The organism is Paraburkholderia sp. EG287B (assembly GCF_040965595.1).
In the GTDB taxonomy this organism is placed as follows: Bacteria; Pseudomonadota; Gammaproteobacteria; order Burkholderiales; family Burkholderiaceae; genus Paraburkholderia.
Map to the genome: position 1 here is coordinate 82521 of NZ_JBFRCG010000025.1, position 18733 is coordinate 101253.

At 62.0% G+C, this 18733-nt stretch carries 15 protein-coding genes; 7 read left to right on the forward strand and 8 right to left on the reverse strand.

Annotation, left to right across the window (positions count from 1 at the left end):
• The first annotated feature begins 185 nt into the window (after nt 1-185).
• The 7 genes from hyfB to AB4Y40_RS35870 all read left to right on the forward strand — a co-directional run bounded on the left by hyfB (nt 186) and on the right by AB4Y40_RS35870 (nt 7852).
• Nucleotides 186-2192, forward strand: a complete 2007-nt coding sequence (gene hyfB, locus AB4Y40_RS35840) for a hydrogenase 4 subunit B (RefSeq protein ID WP_368691888.1) — start codon at nt 186-188, stop codon at nt 2190-2192.
• Nucleotides 2186-3136 carry a respiratory chain complex I subunit 1 family protein gene (locus AB4Y40_RS35845; protein WP_368691889.1) on the forward strand — a complete coding sequence of 317 codons (951 nt, stop codon included), beginning with the start codon at nt 2186-2188 and terminating at the stop codon, nt 3134-3136. Before hyfB ends, AB4Y40_RS35845 begins: the two co-directional genes overlap by 7 nt.
• Nucleotides 3137-3796: a formate hydrogenlyase gene (locus tag AB4Y40_RS35850; RefSeq protein WP_342920062.1), complete on the forward strand. Its 660-nt coding sequence runs from the start codon at nt 3137-3139 to the stop codon at nt 3794-3796.
• The gene (locus tag AB4Y40_RS35855; RefSeq protein ID WP_368691890.1) at nt 3789-5252 is read left to right on the forward strand and encodes a hydrogenase 4 subunit F; all 1464 of its coding nucleotides are present in this window, start codon (nt 3789-3791) and stop codon (nt 5250-5252) included. The genes AB4Y40_RS35850 and AB4Y40_RS35855 overlap by 8 nt, the downstream gene beginning before the upstream one ends.
• Nucleotides 5253-5255: 3 nt before the next feature.
• Nucleotides 5256-6818 carry an NADH-quinone oxidoreductase subunit C gene (locus tag AB4Y40_RS35860; protein WP_368691891.1) on the forward strand — a complete coding sequence of 521 codons (1563 nt, stop codon included), beginning with the start codon at nt 5256-5258 and terminating at the stop codon, nt 6816-6818.
• The gene (locus AB4Y40_RS35865; protein WP_368691892.1) at nt 6818-7327 is read left to right on the forward strand and encodes an NADH-quinone oxidoreductase subunit B family protein; all 510 of its coding nucleotides are present in this window, start codon (nt 6818-6820) and stop codon (nt 7325-7327) included. Before AB4Y40_RS35860 ends, AB4Y40_RS35865 begins: the two co-directional genes overlap by 1 nt.
• A gap of 72 nt (nt 7328-7399) precedes the next feature.
• Nucleotides 7400-7852, forward strand: a complete 453-nt coding sequence (locus AB4Y40_RS35870; RefSeq protein WP_368691893.1) for a hypothetical protein — start codon at nt 7400-7402, stop codon at nt 7850-7852.
• Nucleotides 7853-8158: 306 nt separating this feature from the next.
• On the opposite strand, the gene AB4Y40_RS35875 is transcribed toward AB4Y40_RS35870, so the two are convergent.
• The 8 genes from AB4Y40_RS35875 to AB4Y40_RS35910 all read right to left on the reverse strand — a co-directional run bounded on the left by AB4Y40_RS35875 (nt 8159) and on the right by AB4Y40_RS35910 (nt 17852).
• Complete coding sequence (locus AB4Y40_RS35875; RefSeq protein ID WP_368691894.1) at nt 8159-8497, reverse strand: type II toxin-antitoxin system RelE/ParE family toxin; 339 nt, start codon at nt 8495-8497, stop codon at nt 8159-8161.
• Nucleotides 8494-8730 carry a type II toxin-antitoxin system ParD family antitoxin gene (locus AB4Y40_RS35880; RefSeq protein WP_368691895.1) on the reverse strand — a complete coding sequence of 79 codons (237 nt, stop codon included), beginning with the start codon at nt 8728-8730 and terminating at the stop codon, nt 8494-8496. Before AB4Y40_RS35880 ends, AB4Y40_RS35875 begins: the two co-directional genes overlap by 4 nt.
• A 658-nt stretch (nt 8731-9388) precedes the next feature.
• Nucleotides 9389-10984, reverse strand: a complete 1596-nt coding sequence (locus AB4Y40_RS35885) for an APC family permease (protein WP_368691896.1) — start codon at nt 10982-10984, stop codon at nt 9389-9391.
• Between the two features lie 296 nt (nt 10985-11280).
• Nucleotides 11281-11508, reverse strand: a complete 228-nt coding sequence (locus AB4Y40_RS35890) for a hypothetical protein (RefSeq protein WP_368691897.1) — start codon at nt 11506-11508, stop codon at nt 11281-11283.
• Nucleotides 11509-11649: 141 nt separating this feature from the next.
• Nucleotides 11650-12774 (reverse strand): dihydrolipoamide acetyltransferase family protein, encoded by a 1125-nt coding sequence (locus tag AB4Y40_RS35895; protein ID WP_368691898.1) that lies wholly within the window; start codon nt 12772-12774, stop codon nt 11650-11652.
• Nucleotides 12775-12778: 4 nt separating this feature from the next.
• Nucleotides 12779-13759, reverse strand: a complete 981-nt coding sequence (locus tag AB4Y40_RS35900; protein ID WP_368691899.1) for an alpha-ketoacid dehydrogenase subunit beta — start codon at nt 13757-13759, stop codon at nt 12779-12781.
• The gene (gene pdhA, locus AB4Y40_RS35905; protein WP_368691900.1) at nt 13752-14840 is read right to left on the reverse strand and encodes a pyruvate dehydrogenase (acetyl-transferring) E1 component subunit alpha; all 1089 of its coding nucleotides are present in this window, start codon (nt 14838-14840) and stop codon (nt 13752-13754) included. Before pdhA ends, AB4Y40_RS35900 begins: the two co-directional genes overlap by 8 nt.
• 513 nt (nt 14841-15353) lie before the next feature.
• Nucleotides 15354-17852, reverse strand: a complete 2499-nt coding sequence (locus AB4Y40_RS35910; protein ID WP_368691901.1) for a glycogen/starch/alpha-glucan phosphorylase — start codon at nt 17850-17852, stop codon at nt 15354-15356.
• Nucleotides 17853-18733 lie beyond the last annotated feature (881 nt).

An 18733-nucleotide genomic window follows, 5' to 3' on the forward strand; every position in this document is an offset into this window, starting at 1 on the left:
TGTGACGCGCCGGCACACCCGCTGCGCCGGCTCTTTTTTCCCCATGTAGCTCACATGATAACGTCATTAGCATACCCTGCTAGCCACATGCATCTTTCGATGTAATATTATGCGCAGGACTGATCCGGTGTGCCGGGCTCGGTCCATGCCCCTCGTCCAATCCGAGCGCACTGGAGACAATCCGGATGGCAAGCGTGTCTGGCGTCCATTTCGTCCTGCTGGTCGTCGCTGCCTGGCTCGCAGTCGGCGCGCTGGGCCTTGGGGTGTTGCATCGCACACGGCTGGTCGCGCACGGACTGTTTCCGCTCGGAGCGCTGGCTGGCGTGCTGCTGGGCGCGGCAGGTGTTGTGGGTGTCTTCGCCGAACCTTCCACCCTGGTACTGCCGGTCGGTCTGCCCGGCCTTCCGTTCCATCTGCGCCTCGACCGGCTGTCGGGCTATTTCCTGTTCGTGCTCGGCGTCGTCAGCGTGGGGATCGGCGCCTTTTCCGCTGGCTACTTCCGCAAGGGCGAAGGGACCGCGCCTGGGCTCATCTGTTTCGAATACCACGTGTGTATCGCGAGCATCGCGTTCGTGCTCGTCGCAGACGACGCCTACGCGTTCATGGTTGCCTGGGAAACGCTGACGCTGTCCGCCACGTTCCTCGTCATGACCAACCACCGGATCGGCGAGATCCGTCGCGCCGCCTACCTGTACTTCCTGATTTCACACGTCGGCGCGCTCGCGCTGCTCCTGTGCTTCGGCATTCTCCAGGCGCGCACCGGCGACTACACCTTCGCCAACATGCGGGCTCAGTCGCCCGATACATTCTGGGCGTCGCTCGCGTTCCTGTTCGCCCTGACCGGATTCGGCGCGAAGGCCGGCGTGTTTCCGCTGCATGTCTGGCTACCGGAGGCGCATCCGGCGGCGCCGTCGCCCGTATCGGCACTTCTGAGCGGATTCGTGCTGAAAGTCGGCCTCTACGGCATGCTGCGTACCGTGTTCGACCTGCTGCACGTGCAGATCGCGTGGTGGGGTGTGCTGCTGCTCGTGCTCGGCGTTGGCACCACGCTGCTTGGCGTGGTGTTCAGCACGATCCAGGTCGACATGAAGCGCCTGCTCGCGTATTCGTCGATCGACAACGTTGGCCTGATGATCGCCGCACTCGGACTCGCGGTGCTGTTTCGCGCGTGCGGCATGCCGCTTCTGTCAGCCCTGGCGCTGACCGCGATGCTCTACCAGATCGCCGCACACGCGTGTTTCAAGAGCCTTCTGTTCCTGGGTACGGGCGCTGTGCTGCACGCCACCGGGGAGCGTAACCTTGGCAGGCTGGGCGGCCTGATCCGGTTCATGCCGTGGACCGCGTGGGCCGTGCTCGCCGGCGTCGCGGCCAGTGCAGGCCTGCCGCCGCTGAGTGGCTTCGTCGCGGAGTGGCTCCTGCTGCAGAGTTTCCTGTTCGCGCCGGGCTTGCCCAATTCCGTGCTTGCCATGACCGTGCCGATCGTGGCCGCGCTGGTCGCGATGTCGGCGGCGCTCGCCGGCTACACCATGGTCAAGTTTTTCGGCATCGTGTTCCTCGGGCAGCCGAGGGAAGCGAAACTGGCCCGTGCACGCGACGCGAATGTATGGGAGCGGCTCGCGTTCTGCTGGTTCGCCGCGGCCGGCGTGCTGCTCGGGCTGATGCCCGTTCAGTTCGTCAAGGTGCTGGACCCGGTCACGCGTGCGCTGGTTGGGAGGGGCGTCGCTGCGAACAACCAGGGCTGGCTGCTGTTCGCGCCGGTGTCCACTGCACGGGCGAGTTACATGCCCGGCGTGTTCGTGCTTTTCTTCATTGCCTGCTGCGCGCTTGCCTGGATCCTGGTGCGGCGCTTCTACCACGGCCGGCTGCGTCGCGCGGCGCCCTGGAGCTGCGGCTTTCCGTTCACGACAGCACGGATGCAGGACACCGCCGAAGGCTTCGGGCAACCGATCCGGGAGATCTTCGCGCCGCTGCTACGCGTCGAGCGGCAATTGCCATCGCCATACGATACGCAACCGGTCTACCGCGTGTCAGTCACCGACCGCACATGGTCCCTGCTCTATGATCGAATCGCGGCACTCACGCAGCGCACGGCACAATGGGCTGGCCGGCTGCAGACCGGCAGGATTGCCGTGTACCTGACCTACAGCTTCGCCGTCCTGATCCTGCTGCTGATGCTGGTGAGGCAATGGTGAGCCTGTCCGGCGTGATCTCGCAGGCCCTCGAGATTCTCGTGGCGCTTGCCGGCGCCCCGCTGCTCACGGGCTGGATCAACCAGTGCCGCGCATGGCTGCAAAACCGGCGCGCGCCATCCATCTGGCAGCCGTACCGGACGCTCCACAAGCTCTTCAACAAGGAATCGGTCGTCGCGCACAGTGCAAGTCCGGTGTTCCGTGGGGCCCCCTACGTCGTCTGGGCCGCGATGACGCTCGCGTGTGCGATCGTGCCCACGCTGTCGACTGAACTGCCGCTGTCACCTGCTGCGGACGCGATCGCGCTCGTCGGCCTGTTTGCGCTCGCGCGAGTCGCGTTGTCGCTCGCTGCGATGGACATCGGCACCGCGTTCGGCACGCTCGGCGCCCGCCGCGAGATGCTGATCGGCTTCCTCGCAGAGCCGGCGCTGCTGATGGTGCTGTTCTCTGCCTCGCTGATCACGCAGTCGACACTGCTCACGAACATCGTCGCAACGCTGGGCCGGAGTGAACTCACGATCTATCCGAGCCTGGCCTTCGCGGGTATTGCGTTCACGCTGGTGTCGCTCGCCGAGAACGCGCGCCTGCCGGTCGACAATCCCACCACTCACCTCGAGCTGACGATGATCCACGAGGCGCTGATCCTCGAATATTCAGGACGACACCTCGCGCTGATGGAATGGGCGGCGAGCCTGAAGCTGTTCGCGTACTCATGCATTGGACTGGCGCTGTTCGTACCTTGGGGCATCGCCGGGGCAGGCAGCCCGTTTGCGCTGCTGCTCGCGCTGCCGGTGCTTTTCATCAAGCTCATGGCGGGCGGTGCTGCACTTGCCGCGGTCGAAACCGCAAACGCGAAAATGCGCATTTTCCGCGTTCCCGAGTTTCTCGCCACCGCTTTCCTGCTCGCGGTCATCGGCATGCTCGTGCATATCCTGCTGGGGGCGTGAATGCACGGTTACGCGACGCAACTCATCAACTTCCTCGCGGCAGTGCTGCTCGCACTGTCGTTCGCGATGCTGAGCCAGCGCCGGATCCTCTCGCTGATTCACCTCTATACGCTGCAGGGCGTCGTACTCGTGCTGGCAAACCTGATCCTCGGATTCGTGACGGGCGATGCAAACCTGTACGTGTCCGCGGGCCTCACGCTCGTGCTGAAGGTCGGTGTGATTCCGTGGATCCTGTACCGGCTTGTGCGAAGGCTCGACGTGCGGGCCGACGTCGAGCCGCTCATCAACATTCCGACGACGATGCTCATTGGTATCGTGCTCGTCATCATCGCGTTCACCGTCGCCTCGCCAATCAGCCAGCTCGCGACCTCGGTCGCGCACGGCACACTCGGGATCGCACTCGCGTGCGTGCTGCTGTCGTTCATGGCGATGATCACGCGCGCGAAGGCGATTCCCCAGGTGATCGGCTTCCTGTCGATGGAGAACGGCCTGTTCTTCGCGGCAACGGCCGCGACCAACGGCATGCCGATGATCGTGGAGCTCGGCATCGGGCTGGACGTGCTGGTCGGCATCCTGATTCTGGGCGTGTTCATGTTCCAGATCCGGGAGCAGTTCGACAGCCTGGACATCCATCACATCGAGAAACTCAGGGATGAGTGACGCCCACGTCGTGCTCGCCGTACTCGGCATTCCGCTCCTGGCCGCCGCATGCCTGGCGCTCACTCGAACGAGCCGTGTCGCACGGCACCTGAACGTCGCATTCAGCGTCGCGACGTTTGCTGCCACGCTCGTACTCGCGGCGCGTACCGTCGAACACGGCCCGTCGTTTGCGTTCGGTCGGGCATTTTATGTCGATCCGCTCAACGTGTACCTCGTCGCGCTGACCGCATTCGTCGGCTGGACGACGTCACTGTTCTCGCGGCCGTACATGCAGGTCGAAGAGGACCGTGGCCGGATGACGGCCAGGCGCATGCGGCTGTATCACAGCATGTACCAGCTATTCATCTTCGCCATGCTGCTTGCGCTGCTGACCAACAATCTCGGGGTACTCTGGGTCGCGATGGAAGCCGCCACACTCGCGACCGTGCTGCTGGTCAGCGTCTACCGCACAGCTGCGAGCCTCGAGGCCGCATGGAAGTACTTCATCCTGTGTGGAGTCGGCATCGCGCAGGCCTTGTTCGGCACAATCCTGCTTTACCTCGCGGCGAGCCGGCAGTTGAGCGGCGATGATGCGCTGCTCTGGACAAGCCTGGCAGCGGCCAGGATCCACCTTGACCCCAACATCGTATCGATCGCCTTCGTCTTCCTGCTCGTAGGCTACGGCACCAAGGTCGGACTGGTACCAATGCATAGCTGGTTACCGGACGCCCACGCCGAAGGCCCGACACCGATTTCGGCCGTGCTTTCTGGTCTTCTGCTGAACGTCGCGCTGTACGTGGTGCTGCGCTGCAAGGTACTTGCCGACGGTGCCCTGGGCAATGGCCTGCCGGGGCAGTTGCTGGTCGGATTCGGGCTCGTTTCGGTGCTGGTTGCGTCGTTCTCGCTGTTTCGCCAGAAGGACGTCAAACGGCTGTTCTCCTGGTCCTCGATCGAGCACATGGGGCTGATGACCTTCGCGTTCGGACTTGGCGGCCCGATCGCGACGTTTGCCGGGCTGCTTCATATGACCGTCCATTCGCTCGTCAAGTCGGCCATCTTCTTCACCGTGGGTCACGCGGCGCAGAAGGCAGGCACGCAGGCGATCGACGGGATTCGCGGGCTGCTGCAGGTCAGCCCGACGGTCAGCTGGGCAATGATGCTCGGCTCGCTCGCGATCCTCGGCCTGCCGCCGTTCGGCGTGTTTGCGAGCGAGTTCCTGATCCTGACGACCGCCATGAATACGATACCGTGGACGGCACCCCTGCTCCTGCTCGGACTCGCCGTCGCTTTTGCGGCAATCTTCGCGCGTGTGCAGCGGATGGTGTTTGGTGGAACGACCACGGCAAAACCGCTCGAGCATCGCCCTGCCCTGCTGCCGGTCTTCGTGCATCTGGGCCTCGGGCTGATGCTCGGCCTCTATGTGCCGCCTTACCTGGCAACGTGGTATCGCCAGGCCGCAACGATGCTGGGGGGCTGAAGCATGCGACTTGACACGGTACAGATCGAAGGCGCGATCCGGCTGTCACCCGCAACGGGACAGATTCCGGCAGCCATCGTGGAGGTGAACGAAGCGCGGTGGCTCGAAGTCGCGCACATGGCACACTCGCAGCAGAGCCGGCTCATCACGATGTGGGGCTGCGAAGCACCCGACGGGGGTTTTTCGGCAAACGCGGCGTACGAGTGCGAAGACGGGATCATGTGGGTGCGTCTTGCGACGGGGTGCAGCCCTCAGGCCGGTGGGAGCTTCCCTGATCTTGCCGCCATTTTTCCGTACGCGGCGCGCATGCAGCGCGCAATCTTCGATCTCAGCGGCCTGCGGGCGCGTGATGCGCAGGACACCCGCCCGTGGCTCAATCACGGCAACTGGCCCGGTGACTATTTCCCGTTGCAAAGACAGGCATCAGGCGTCGAGACGTTCGAGTCCAGCGAGGCGGATTACCCCTTCGTGCAGGTCGCGGGAGACGGCGTACACGAAATCGCGGTCGGGCCGATCCACGCCGGCACCATCGAGCCGGGGCACTTCCGCTTTTCGGTCGTTGGGGAAAAGGTGCTGCGCCTTGAAGAGCGCCTGGGTTATGTGCACCGCGGAGTCGAGCGCCTCTTCGAACGAACGCCGGCCTCAGGTGGCTATCGGGTCGCGGCACGGATTGCAGGCGACTCGACAGTTGCGTTTACATGGGCATACTGCATGGCGCTTGAGCAGGCGTGCGGTGTCACGGTGTCGAACCGCGCGCTGTATGTGCGCGCCCTCCTGCTGGAACGGGAGCGGGTTGCCAATCATCTGGGCGACCTTGGCGCGCTCGGCAACGATGCCGGGTTCGCCTTCGGACTCGCACAGTTCTCACGGCTCAAGGAGGACTGGATACGGATGAACGCGCACGCCTTTGGGCATCGCTATCTGATGGACCGGATCGTACCGGGTGGCGTGTCAGTCGACATTCGTCCGGAGACCGCGACGGCCCTGGTGAAGCAGTGCGATGCTATCGAGCGTGAAGCCCGCATTATGCGCAAGATCTACGAGGACCAGTCGGGATTGCAGGACCGGTTTGCCGGTGCCGGCCGGATGAGTCCCGATGTCGCCGCGCATTTCGGCGTGCGCGGCATGGCCGCTCGCGCCAGCGGTCATACATTCGATTTGCGCGCGGCCTTGCAACCCGCTCCGTACGACGATGTGTCCGTCAAGGCTGCAAGCGACACACGGGGCGACGTCGCGGCGCGCGTTGCCGTGCGATTTGCCGAAATCGACGAGTCCCTGCGTCTGATACGTGTACTGCTCACCAGCCTTCCTGCCGGATCCGTTGCCGTCCACGTGAAGCCGGTCTCCGAACCGTCGCGCGGGACGGGCTGGGTGGAAGGGTGGCGCGGCGACGTATTCGTCGCGCTCGAACTGGACGCGGACGATGTGATTACGCGCTGCCATTGCCACGATCCATCGTGGCAGGCCTGGCCAGCACTCGAGCACGCGATCATTGGCAACATCGTTGCTGATTTTCCCCTGATCAACAAGTCGTTCAACCTGAACTACGCGGGGCACGATCTCTGATGTGGCAGCTTATCCGGCAATTCGCGCGCTCCGGCTTTCCGGACGAACCAGCGCCGACAGTGGAAAATGCATGGCGACACGAGGAGCGAGAGATTCGTCGCGAAGTACTCGATCTCCTCGGGCGCGCGCTATGCATCCGGCAGATCGATGCGGGCTCCTGTAACGGCTGCGAGCTGGAGATCCACGCGCTCAGCAATCCTTACTACAACATCGAAGGTCTGGGGATCAGGTTCGTTGCGAGCCCCCGCCACGCGGACCTGCTGCTCGTAACCGGGCCCGTGACGCTGAACATGAAGGCGGCCGTGCTTGCGGCATATGAAGCAACGCCAGCCCCGAAGCTCGTCGTGGCGGCGGGAGAATGTGCGTGCACGGGTGGCATATTTGCCGGCAGCTATGCCGTATGCGGCCCAGTTTCGTCGGTCCTGCCGGTTGATGTGGCGATCCCTGGTTGTCCTCCGCCGCCCATCGATTTGCTGCGGGGTATTCTGGCGGCGTGTCGGGCACGTTAGCGTATTTCAGGGAAGATCGGCATCCAGGCAGGTACGCGCAGTGCCATGCCTCCACGCACCGGGACGCGGTCAATGCATGATGACGATTTCGACGAATTGCGCGCGAGCCTCGCACTCGTGCGGCTGGCATGGCCTCAACTCGTCACGCTGTTCGGCTACCTCTTTGCCGTTCTGCTTCGCTACCCGACGTGGTTTGTTGCCCTGTCCGTTCTTGTTGTGACGGTTTCGATCTCGCACATCGCCATGAATGTCGCGAGGAATCCCGCCAGGTCGTTTGATTTCAAGGTGATCGACTGGCTCCTGGTCGGTTCCGGCTGGTCGGCCAGTCTGCTCTCGATGTACTGGCTGCGAATCGAGCGGACGCACCATCTGGAACCAGGTGCGCTTCTCGGCCTCGCGATCCAGCCCACGCTGATTTCGAACCCCGAGTTCGGGACTGGATCCGCTGTAACGCAATGGACGTGCTGTTTCGGTGCGCTGGCCGTGATGCTGGCCTGGGCCTTTAGCGGACGATACGTTGACTAAGTCTGGAAATCATGCAGGAACGCCTGGTCTCACAAAGGAGACAGTGCCGCAGAATGAACTTATCAAGAACGACATGATCGACGAGATCAATTGCTTTGACTCGTCGGAAATCGTCGCCATGGGAAGGCATGGAAGGCAAGGTGAATCGCATTCCCTAGTTCGATTTTCCGACTGCCAGTCAGATCCAATCCAGCTGCGCAGTGAGATTCGGGAGTCTGACGCGCACGACGAAGAAACGATCCGCTTCAGGTGCAGGTGGATACGACAGTAAAAACGTGCTTGCACAGCATGACCGTCCGGAAAACGTCAGTGAATCTCGCTGTCATCGTTCAACAGCCACGACGCGATATCGCGCTTGCCGTTAAGCACACGCCAGACTTCGACGTGATCCACGTGCTCAACGTAGAAGATCACATGCGGGTAGCGATCATGTTGCCACGATCGCAGGCCTGGTATGTCCAGCTCGTACGCGTACCGGGGAGATCCAATGTGCGGATGTTTAGCGAGATGAGCGTACGCCTGCTCGATCTCCGCAATGAATCCGAGCGCGGCCTTTTCCGAGCCTTCCTCTACGAGGTAGTGGGTCAGCTCGTCTTCGACGTCCCGCGTGGCCAGCCTCGTCGGTTTGACGGGCTTCGCCGTCATTTGCGCGACGTGCGCACGCGGGCGCGCAGCGATTCGAAGTAGTCGGAATCGACGGGATCCGTCAGGCCCGATGCGGCCCCCTGCAGGATAATTCCGCGCAGGCGCTTGCGATCCTGATCCTTACGGATCAGTTCGCGGACGTATTCACTGCTCGTGCCATAGCCGCCCTGACCGACCTGCTCATCGACGTATTCCTTCAGCGAATCGGGGAGGGAAATGTTCATGGTGCCCATGTAGATCAGTCTATCAGTCTTGGCAAATTTTGCCAAGACGAGGGCATTGTGCAGGTGCGCCTGACCAGTCCGGATGGTCTAAACAGGCGTGCCCTTTCAGGAATCAGCAGCGGTGGCGGAACGGCCCCCTGCTCAACTCCGGCCGCCTTGACGCCTTGCTGGGTGTCAGGGCGGGTGCTTTTCGGTGATGGAGACGCATCGTGAGTCCAGGACAGGCGAAACAGAACGCACGCATGCTGACCCGGGGCCGCCGGTAGCAGACTCGGCAGCCGTCTGCCTACAACATTTTCAGGGAATCCTTACTATTCGTCTCATGTCGTCAATGCGTAGACTTTGCTCACCGAACGACGCCGCGAGAATGCACGTCAGGTCTGAAAGATCGACTGGCGTGCCTGGTTGACTTCGGTAATTCCCCAGGCGATTGGTACCTCTCCCAGGGAAGTCCTTTGCGCGTCATGCCCACCCGCATGACGCGCCTTTTTCTGCTCCAGTATTTCTCCCTGAACGTCGACTGGATCCTTGAGGTATAGGCCATGCACCAAGGCCGATCGGACACGCTGTGATTGCTCAAGGCAACCGCCGCGTGCTCGCCAAACCGACTACCAGATTTGCCTCCTGAGGTCGCCCTTTTCCGGTGTGCACAACAGGCGATCGACGTTCAATGGACTGCGATGCCTTCGAGGACTTCGTCGTGCTCCTGGCGTTCCGCGAGGTACGGCGAGCGGTAGCCCGAATTCACGCCCCAGTAATAGAACACGAGCGAGACCAGCGCGACGACCAGCATGTCCCAGCCGTACGGAAGCAGACCGGCGCCGCCGAACTGCTTGCTGCCGACGAGCGAGAGGAGCGCCATGATCGGCAGGTATGCGCACAGCCACCATGCGGCCTTCAGATCCTGGCCCCAGCCGTCAAAGCCCTGCTTGCTCTGGAAGTAGAAGTACACCGGCAGCGCGACGACCATCAGCAGAATGATTTCGCCGGTCAGCGGCCACTTCGCCCAGTACAGGATCATCGATGCGCAGACGAATGCGAACGGCGCGATCACTTTCATGAACGGCACGGACAGCGGGCGCTCGATGTCCGTGGCGGCGCGCTTGAGCGCCATCAGGCTGATCGGACCCGTGAGGTACGAAATCACCGTCGCCACCGAGATCACCGCCGCGAGCGAACTCCAGCCGCGGAAGAAGAACATGAAGATGAACGAGACGAGCAGGTTGAACCACATCGCGTTGCGCGGCACGCCGTAGAACGGGTGCACGTTGCCGAACATCTTCGGCATCGTGTTGTTGCGCTCCATCGCGTAGATCATGCGCGAGGTCGTCGCCATGTACGTCGTACCGGTGCCGCTCGGGCTCACGAATGCATCGACGTAGAGCAGGATCGCGAGCCAGTTCAGGTTCAGCGCGATCGCGAGTTCCGCGAACGGCGACTTGAAGTTGAACGTGTTCCAGCCCTTCGCGACGTCGGCGGGATTGACCGCACCGATATACGCGATCTGCAGCAGCACGTAGATCACGAGTGCGCAGAGGATCGAGCCGATCACTGCGAACGGCACGCTCTTGGCCGGATTGCGCGCTTCACCCGCGAGGTTGATCGGGCTCTGGAAGCCGTTGAACGCGAACACGATGCCGCTCGTGGCAACCGCCGTGAACACCGCCGACCAGCCATACGGGGCGAACGAGGTCGTCTGGCCGAAGTTTTCCTGGTGGAAGCTACCCGCCATCAGGCCAATGATCGTCAGACCCGGGATGATGAACTTGAAGATCGTGATCGCGCTGTTGGCGCGCGCGAACAGCTTCACACCCCAGTAGTTGAGCATGAAGTAGATGATCACGAGAATCGCGGAGAGCCCGAGCCCTGAATGCGTCAATGACCCGTCGACGAAGAGCGCGTGCGCCCACTCATAGGGCCAGGTGCTCATGTACTGGATCGAGGCTTCGGCTTCGATCGGGATCACCGAGACAATGGCGATCCAGTTTGCCCACGCGCTGATGAAGCCCACCAGTGCGCCATGCGAGTAGCGGGCGTAGCGGACCATACCGCCCGACTCCGGGAACATCGCACCGAGTTCGGCGTAGGTGAGCGCGATGGCCAGAATGACCACGGCGCCGATGATCCAGGCGCAAACCGCCGCCGGACCTGCAATTTTCGCCGCCTTCCATGCGCCGAACAGCCAGCCCGAACCGATGATCGATCCGAGGCCGGTGAACATCAGCGCGAACGGGCCGATGTTCCGTTGTATCGATTGCTTCACATTGTCTCCTACGTTATGGACAGCGCGAACGAGCCATACCGGGAGTACGGCATGCCTGTACCGTACCGAGCCTGCCTACGCAGGTGGCCGGCCCTGAAAACGCATGTCCTCGTTGTAATGCCGTCGTATTGCCGAGCTATAGAGGCAACCGCAATTGCTGCGGAGACGCGATGATGAAGTGGCCTGATGTGATCGTCTAATGCTGTGTCGGCATGGATATATGCAAATTCTGCATAACGATGGGGCGGCGCTGAGCGAAAGTCGTGGAGACATCAGCTTGTTTATATGCCCGATGCTTATGCGCTTCTCTTCCAGCTGAATCGCAATGCATCGAACATCTTCTTCGCCGCTTTATCGTCCGGTATCGTGATGATGTGCGCCTTGAATTCATCCTTACCGAGCGACGCGACGATTACCTGATAACGCGCCTTGACCTGGTCGCCGCTCACCGGTTCCTGTGAAGATTTTGGATTCCATCGGGGCACGCAGCCGTTGTATCGCTGCATGAAGGCCAGAGACAACACAAACCGTTTTCTGTTACGCCAGATCAATCGAGGATCGTTCCAAAAAGGGGCGGCGGCCCGACAATTCGGAGAATGGCAAGGTACCGGTGCGCAAGGCTCACCGCCCATTGCGATTCTGGCCGGACCAACCGTGGCATCCAGTTATTGCGCCATCTCAAGGTCCTTGATGACTGCAGCAAGAAAGCGCGCAGCCTCTCCGCCCGTGACGACCCGATGGTCGAATGTCAGGCTCAGCGGCAAAATCCTGTGCACGGCGGGCGCACCCTCGTGCGCCACGACCTGGTCATGCATGCGCCCGGCACCAAGAATCGCGACAGTGGGCGGCACCACCACCGGAGCTGCATATTTGCCAGCGATCATGCCAAAGTTCGACAAGGTGATCGTGTTGCTGCGCATCTCTTCCGGCGGAATCTTGCGTGCGCGAATATCAGCACGCATCCGGTCGAGTCCGGCGCGCAGGCCGGCCGCGTCCCGATGCGCGACATCGCGCAGCACCGGGACAAACAGGCCTTCCGGCAGATCAACGGCGATGCCGAGATCGATCTTCTCAAGCACATGGCGCCGCGCCATCCTGGCGTCGAACCATGCGTTCAGTTCCGGCTGCGCGCGACACCCGGCCACCAGCGCGCGGATCAGGCGGATCGTTACATCGGTATGGGGAGGCCACGCGTGAATATCGGCGTCGTCTATCACGGTCGCGGCCGCCACTTCGCTCTGGGCACGCGCCATGTTCTGCGCCATCGCACGCCGCACGCCGCGCAGCACTTCAGGCGGACCAAGCTCCGCAAGCAGCTTTGCCGCCCGTTGTACGTCGACCGCCGTGATGACGCCTTCCGGCCCGGAAGGCGTCACCATCGCGAGATCGATGTCCAGTTTGCGGGCAAGCGCCCGCACCGCGGGAATCGCCTTGATAGCGCCAGGCCTCGCTCCCGCGCCACTGCCGGGCGCAGCGGGTCCTTCCTGCACCGGTTGCCGGCCCACTTCCATATGGCCGACGACAGTGCCCGCATCGGCATCCTCACCACCCTCTCTGCCCCCTTCGAAAGCGACAAGCGGCGCCCCCAGATGCACGATGTCGCCCGGCTTGCCGAACAGCTTTGCGATGCATCCGGATTGCGGCGAGGGGATCTCAACGATGGCTTTCGCCGTTTCGACCGACACGAGCGGCTGGTCTGCGCGAATGTCGTCGCCGATCTTGACGTGCCATTCGACGATTTCTGCTTCCTGGAGGCCTTCGCCCAGGTCGGGCAGCTTGAAGAGTTTCATGGTTTCACTGCGCCTCCAGCGCCTGTCTGACTGCGGCAATGATGCGCCCTGTGCCTGGCATGTACTGACTCTCGAGCCTGTAAAGCGGGACCACCACGTCATAGCCTGTGACGCGCTGCACCGGCGCAAGCAACGAATAGAGTCCGTGCTCGGCAATGCCCGCGGCAATTTCCGCACCCACGCCGCCCGTGCGCGATCCTTCATGCACGATCACGCAGCGGCCCGTTTTCGCTACCGACGCAAGGATCGTGTCCATGTCGAGCGGCTTGAGCGTGGCCACGTCGATCACCTCTGCCATCACGCCCTCCTGAGCGAGCAGATTGGCGGCCGCGAGGACTTCCTGCAGCGCTCCGCCCCAACTGACCAGCGTGACGTCCACCCCTTCCCGCAGGACGTAGCAGCAATCGAGTGGCAGCGCTTCGCCGTTGTCCTCCGCGGGCTGCCTGAAGAGACGGTAGAGGCGCGTCGGCTCGAAGAAGATGACCGGATCGGGGTCGCGAATTGCCGCCAGCAGCAGGCCATAGGCGCGCGCGGGCGACGACGGGGTGACGACGCGCAACCCTGGTATGTGAGCAAACAGCGCTTCCGGGCTTTCTGAATGATGCTCCGGCGCGTGGATGCCCGCACCGACTGGCGACCTGACCACGAGAGGACACGTGAGCCGTCCGCGCGTCCTGTGCCGCAGACGCGACGCATGATTCAGCAAGTGGTCGATGGCCGGATAAATGAAGCCGCTGAACTGAATCTCCGCGACCGGTTTGAGGCCCATCGCGGCCATGCCGACCGCTGTGCCGACGATCGCCGTTTCGGCAAGCGGTGTGTCGATCACGCGCTGTTCGCCAAAGCGTGTCTGCAAGCCAACGGTGGCGCGAAACACGCCGCCGTTCACACCGATGTCTTCTCCAAGCAGCACGACAGCGGGGTCATGCGCAAGCTCCCAGGCAAGCGCGGCATTGATCGCCTCGACCATGTTCAGGTCAGACATCGCCGTTCTCCGCATCAGGCGCAAATCGCTGCGCCATCGCCAGTTGCTCGCGCATGGCAAACGGTAGTGCCTCATAGAGACGGTCGAACATCGAGGACACGTCCGGCGGGGCGATCGCAAGATACGCCTCGACAGCCTGCTCGACCTGTGCGTGACACGTCTTGCCAAGCTGTTCGTCACGCGCCTTGTCCCATACGTTCATACGGATCAGATACGTGCGCAAACGGCGCAGCGGCTCGGATTCCCACGCTTTGCTGACGATTTCGGCGTCGCGATAGCGCGTGGCATCGTCGGCCGTCGTGTGATCGCCGAGGCGATAACTGAGCGCTTCGATCAAGGTCGGACCGTCGCCGCCCCGAGCCTTCGCGAGTGCCGCCCCAACGACGTGGTGGACCGCAATCACGTCGTTGCCATCGACCTGCAGTCCGTCGATTCCCGCGGCAATCGCCTTTTGCGCGAGTGTTTGTGCAGCGCTCTGACGGCTGCGCGGCACCGAAATCGCCCATTGGTTGTTGTTGATCACGAGCACGAGCGGCGCGCCCCACGCGCCGGCAAAGTTCATCGCCTCATAAAAGTCTCCCCTGGATGTGGCGCCATCGCCGAAAAGCGCCACTGCAACGCGCGGCTCCTGGCGCAACTGGAACGCATAGGCAGCACCCGCCGCATGGCAGATCTGCGTCCCGATCGGCACACAGTTCGGGAAATCGAAGCGGGGCACTCTAAAATCGCTTCCACGCTCGTCGCCGCCCCAATAGAGCAGACTTTCTGTCATCGTGACCCCGCGCAGCAATTGGGCCGCGTGGTCGCGATAGGAAGGAAACAGCACGTCTTCGGGGCGCATCGCACTGGCCACGCCGACGCCGACGGCCTCCTGGCCAACCGACGATGCAAATGTGCCAAGTTGCCCGGTACGCTGCAGCGCAACCGCTTTGCTGTCGAAGGCCCTCGTCACCACCATCGCGCGATACAGCGGCAGCAGCGCGGCTGGGTCTCTTGCGAAGCCCGGAAGAGGACGCACGGGTTCACCCTCGGGACCGAGATACTGCAGATAGTCGATGTGAAACCTCGCAGCCGTGGTCATGACAGCCTCCTGGCTGTTTCACACATCGTAGGCGCTCTGATGCCTGTTTGTTTGTGCAATGCCCCACCGATGTCAGGGCTCGATCCCGCACATTCACATGGAATACGGCACTTGCAATCTACGTACCATATATGGAGCACAGCAGCCGCGCTCCTGATCTTGATGCGCTGCCAGGTGCGGGCAAGAATCTTTCCGCCCCCGAAATGGCCGCACAGTCCACCGCATTCGCCACCGACAGGGCCGGTTTGCCGCCATTCTTCGACGATGGCCCCGAAGTGCGGGGTGCCTGCGCTGTCTCCGCGCCTGCGCCCGGTTGACTGAGCCTGACGTAACGCATGAAGGCTCCAGGAGCCGCATCAGTCAGTGCGTGCCGCTTCCAGGTCTATCGTGATTGGTGAGCATTTCGACTAGTGCGTTGCGCGAGAGGCAATGGACAACTCTGCGCTGCATATTTAGCCGACTCTATAACTCCGCGATCTGTCCCGCACCGCCTGGCGCAGACCAGGTTCAATGTCAGGATTGACCAAGATCGATCCTCACGGGAGCAATTTTCCAGATCCGTTCGCAGTATTCGCCGATCGCGCGATCCGACGAGAACTTCCCCGAGCGCGCCGTGTTGAAGATCGACATGCGCGTCCAGCGTGCCTCGTCTTTCCAGACGTCGCTCACACGCGCCTGGCACGCCACATAGTCGGCGTAATCGGCAAGCACGAGAAATGGATCGACCCGCATCAGGTTCTCAACGAGTGGACGAAACACCTGCTGGTCACCACGCGAAAAGTACCCACCGGCAATCAGGTCCAGCACGTCGCGCAACTCCGCATTGCCTTCGACATAATGCGCGGGTCGATAGCCTTCGCGTTTGACGTATTCCACCTGTTCGGCAGTCAGACCGAACAGAAAGAAGTTTTCGTCACCCGCTTCCTCGCGGATCTCGACGTTGGCGCCGTCCAGCGTTCCGATCGTAAGCGCGCCGTTCATCATGAATTTCATGTTGCCGGTGCCGGATGCTTCCTTGCCGGCCGTCGAAATCTGCTCGGACAGATCGGCGGCGGGATAGATGAATTGCGCGTTCTTCACATTGAAGTCGGGAAGGAACACGACCTTCAGCCTGCCCTCCATCATCGGGTCGTGGTTCACGACCTCGGCAATGCCCGTGATCAGCCGGATCATCAGTTTCGCCATCCTGTAGCCAGGCGCCGCTTTTCCGCCAAAGATAAAGCAGCGCGGCACACAACCCCGCTCCCGATTACGGCGCAGACGCTGGTAAAGCGTGATGATGTAAAGCGCGTTCAGATGCTGTCGCTTGTACTCGTGAATGCGCTTTACCTGAATATCAAAGAGCGCGTCGGGATCCACGATGACGTTCGTGGCGTTCCGGATGCGCTCCGCCAGCACCTCTTTGTTCGCCCGCTTCACCGCACGCCACTTTTCCCGAAACGCCGGATCGTCGGCGTACGCCTCCAGCTTCCGAAGCCGCGTAAGATCGGCGACCCACCCCTCGCCCACCGTTTCGTCAAGCAGCCGGGCAAGGCGCGGATTGGCGAGCAGAATGAACCGGCGCGGCGTGACACCGTTTGTGACGTTGAGAAAACGTTCGGGCCACATCTGCGCAAAGTCGCGCAGCACAGTCTGCGTGAGAAGCGCGGAATGCAGCACTGCAACACCGTTGACGGCGTGGCAACCGATGGTCGACAGGTGAGCCATGCGCACTTTTTTCTCGCCGGCCTCGTCAATGATCGACACCCGCGCCACACGCGCCTCGTCACCAGGATATTTCTGCCGGACTTCGTCGAGGAAACGACGGTTAATCTCGTAGATGATCTCGAGCGGACGCGGCAGCAACCGCGCAAAAAGCGGCAATCCCCAGGTCTCCAGCGCTTCGGGCAACAGGGTATGGTTGGTATACGCGAGCGTGCGCCGCGTAATGTCCCATGCCTCTTCCCAGGAAAGCAGCCGCTCGTCCACCAGCAGGCGCATCAGTTCAGCGACGGCGATGGCAGGATGCGTATCGTTCAGTTGGGCGGTGAACATCTCGGCGAAGCGCGAAACGGGTTCACCCTTCAGATCGAGCAGACACAGCATGTCCTGTAGCGAGCACGAAACGAAGAAGTACTGCTGTGCAAGGCGCAACCGCTTGCCGGCTTCAGGCTCGTCATTCGGATACAGCACCTTGGACAGCGTTTCGGAGATCACCTTTTCCTGCACGGCCTGGTAGTAGTCGCCGGCATTGAAGTCCTCGAGGCCAAAGGACTCGATAGCCTCGCTCTTCCACAGGCGCAGCGTGTTGCACGTATTGACCCGAAAGCCGGGCATCGGCGTATCGCAGGCCACGCCCTTAACCATGCGCGCAGGCAGCCAGCGAACGCGAAGGCGGCCTTGCGCGTCGCTCCACATTTCTGTATGTCCGCCGAACGGGACGTAGTAGTTCACGTTTGGGCGCACGATCTCCCATGGATTGCCCTTTTGCAGCCAAAGGTCGGTGATTTCGACCTGCCAGCCATCGCGAATTTCCTGATTGAAGATACCGAACTCATAGCGGATGCCATAGCCCACGGACGGAATTTCGAGCGTCGCGAGTGAATCCAGATAACAGGCCGCGAGCCTGCCGAGCCCGCCATTTCCAAGCCCTGGCTCCTCTTCGAGCGCGAGCAGTTCGTCGAGATCCTGACCGAGCGCCTGCATGGCGTGGCGCGCATTGTCTTCGATACCGAGATTGACAAGATTGTTACCCAGTTGCGGTCCAATCAGGAACTCGGCGGAGAGGTAGCACGCCACCCGTAAATCGCGCCCGGCATAGGTCTGGATCGTTGCAGCCCAGCGGGCGAGCATCCGGTCGCGCACGCTATAGGCAAGCGCCATGTACCAGTCGTGCGGCGTCGCTATGCCCGGTGTACGGGCCTGCAGGCAGACCAGATTGTCGAGCACGCCGCGCTGCAGCGCGTCGATGCTCAGGCCGCTACGCGCAGATTCCGCGTGAGAGTTCGCGCCCGACGTCGGGGTGAAGGCCACAATGCTTCCCCAGGTTTCATCGATTCAAGGATCTGTTCGGGCCACGCCCGGTCCGCGACCTCATGGTCGTACTTCTCGCCACGCACCGGCTGACGAATCGCCGGCGTCTCGAATTCGTGTTCCGGCGCATCGCCACGCCAGAGGCTGTGGCCCCGTCAGCGTGCTTTGGCACGCCGAGGGGCACCCGATGCCTGCGCGCGGGCATCGGGTCTCACTAGATGCAGGACTTCGAATCTGTTAGCCGATTGATGAAGAGAATGACGCAAACTCACCGTTTCTCAAATTCCGGTTGCGGCAGTCGATCGCGCACGTCCAGGCAGAACGTCGAACCACGATTCTGGCTTTCTATCAATTACCTTTTCCCGGTTTCCGACATGAGCTCGCCGCACGTCTTGCACGTATAGCAGGCGTATCCACGCGAGTCCCTGCCGTTGTTCACCAGTCCGGTCGTGCGAATCGAGTCCCACTGGGAAGAGTACGGTTCATCGTCATCGCACGCCACCTCTTCGCCATCGTGTCCGTTGACGCACACGAAGTATCTACGTATCAACGTCGTCATTGCTGCCCTCCTGCGGCTTACGGTTACTGCGAAGCGGCGCTCCAGCCGCGCAAGCTGGCCGTACAGGCCCATTCGTGCAGGTTCGCGTTCCTGAAGAGTCGTGTCCTGCACCATCCGCTCCGTATTACGCTGTCCATTCATCCTGCGAGCGACTGACGTGAGCGCTACCGCCGTCCACGAGATGTTGAGGACCGCCAGGCTGGCATCCCCGGTCAATTGTTTGACAATTTGCGATGCCCCTGACTATCGAGGCCTGCAGAAAAAACACGCCGCGCAAGTAATGCGCTGCGTTGCCCGGCGCCAGCTATTCAATGGCCCCTGC

Bases quoted from the DNA above. Each gene is read 5' to 3' on its own strand.
- AB4Y40_RS35900 (WP_368691899.1), bottom strand. From the start codon at position 13,759: ATGTCTGACCTGAACATGGTCGAGGCGATCAATGCCGCGCTTGCCTGG.
- AB4Y40_RS35855 (WP_368691890.1), top strand. From the start codon at position 3,789: ATGAGTGACGCCCACGTCGTGCTCGCCGTACTCGGCATTCCGCTCCTG.
- AB4Y40_RS35850 (WP_342920062.1), top strand. From the start codon at position 3,137: ATGCACGGTTACGCGACGCAACTCATCAACTTCCTCGCGGCAGTGCTG.
- AB4Y40_RS35870 (WP_368691893.1), top strand. From the start codon at position 7,400: ATGCATGATGACGATTTCGACGAATTGCGCGCGAGCCTCGCACTCGTG.
- hyfB (WP_368691888.1), top strand. From the start codon at position 186: ATGGCAAGCGTGTCTGGCGTCCATTTCGTCCTGCTGGTCGTCGCTGCC.
- AB4Y40_RS35865 (WP_368691892.1), top strand. From the start codon at position 6,818: ATGTGGCAGCTTATCCGGCAATTCGCGCGCTCCGGCTTTCCGGACGAA.
- AB4Y40_RS35860 (WP_368691891.1), top strand. From the start codon at position 5,256: ATGCGACTTGACACGGTACAGATCGAAGGCGCGATCCGGCTGTCACCC.
- AB4Y40_RS35895 (WP_368691898.1), bottom strand. From the start codon at position 12,774: ATGAAACTCTTCAAGCTGCCCGACCTGGGCGAAGGCCTCCAGGAAGCA.
- pdhA (WP_368691900.1), bottom strand. From the start codon at position 14,840: ATGACCACGGCTGCGAGGTTTCACATCGACTATCTGCAGTATCTCGGT.
- AB4Y40_RS35845 (WP_368691889.1), top strand. From the start codon at position 2,186: ATGGTGAGCCTGTCCGGCGTGATCTCGCAGGCCCTCGAGATTCTCGTG.
- AB4Y40_RS35875 (WP_368691894.1), bottom strand. From the start codon at position 8,497: ATGACGGCGAAGCCCGTCAAACCGACGAGGCTGGCCACGCGGGACGTC.
- AB4Y40_RS35880 (WP_368691895.1), bottom strand. From the start codon at position 8,730: ATGGGCACCATGAACATTTCCCTCCCCGATTCGCTGAAGGAATACGTC.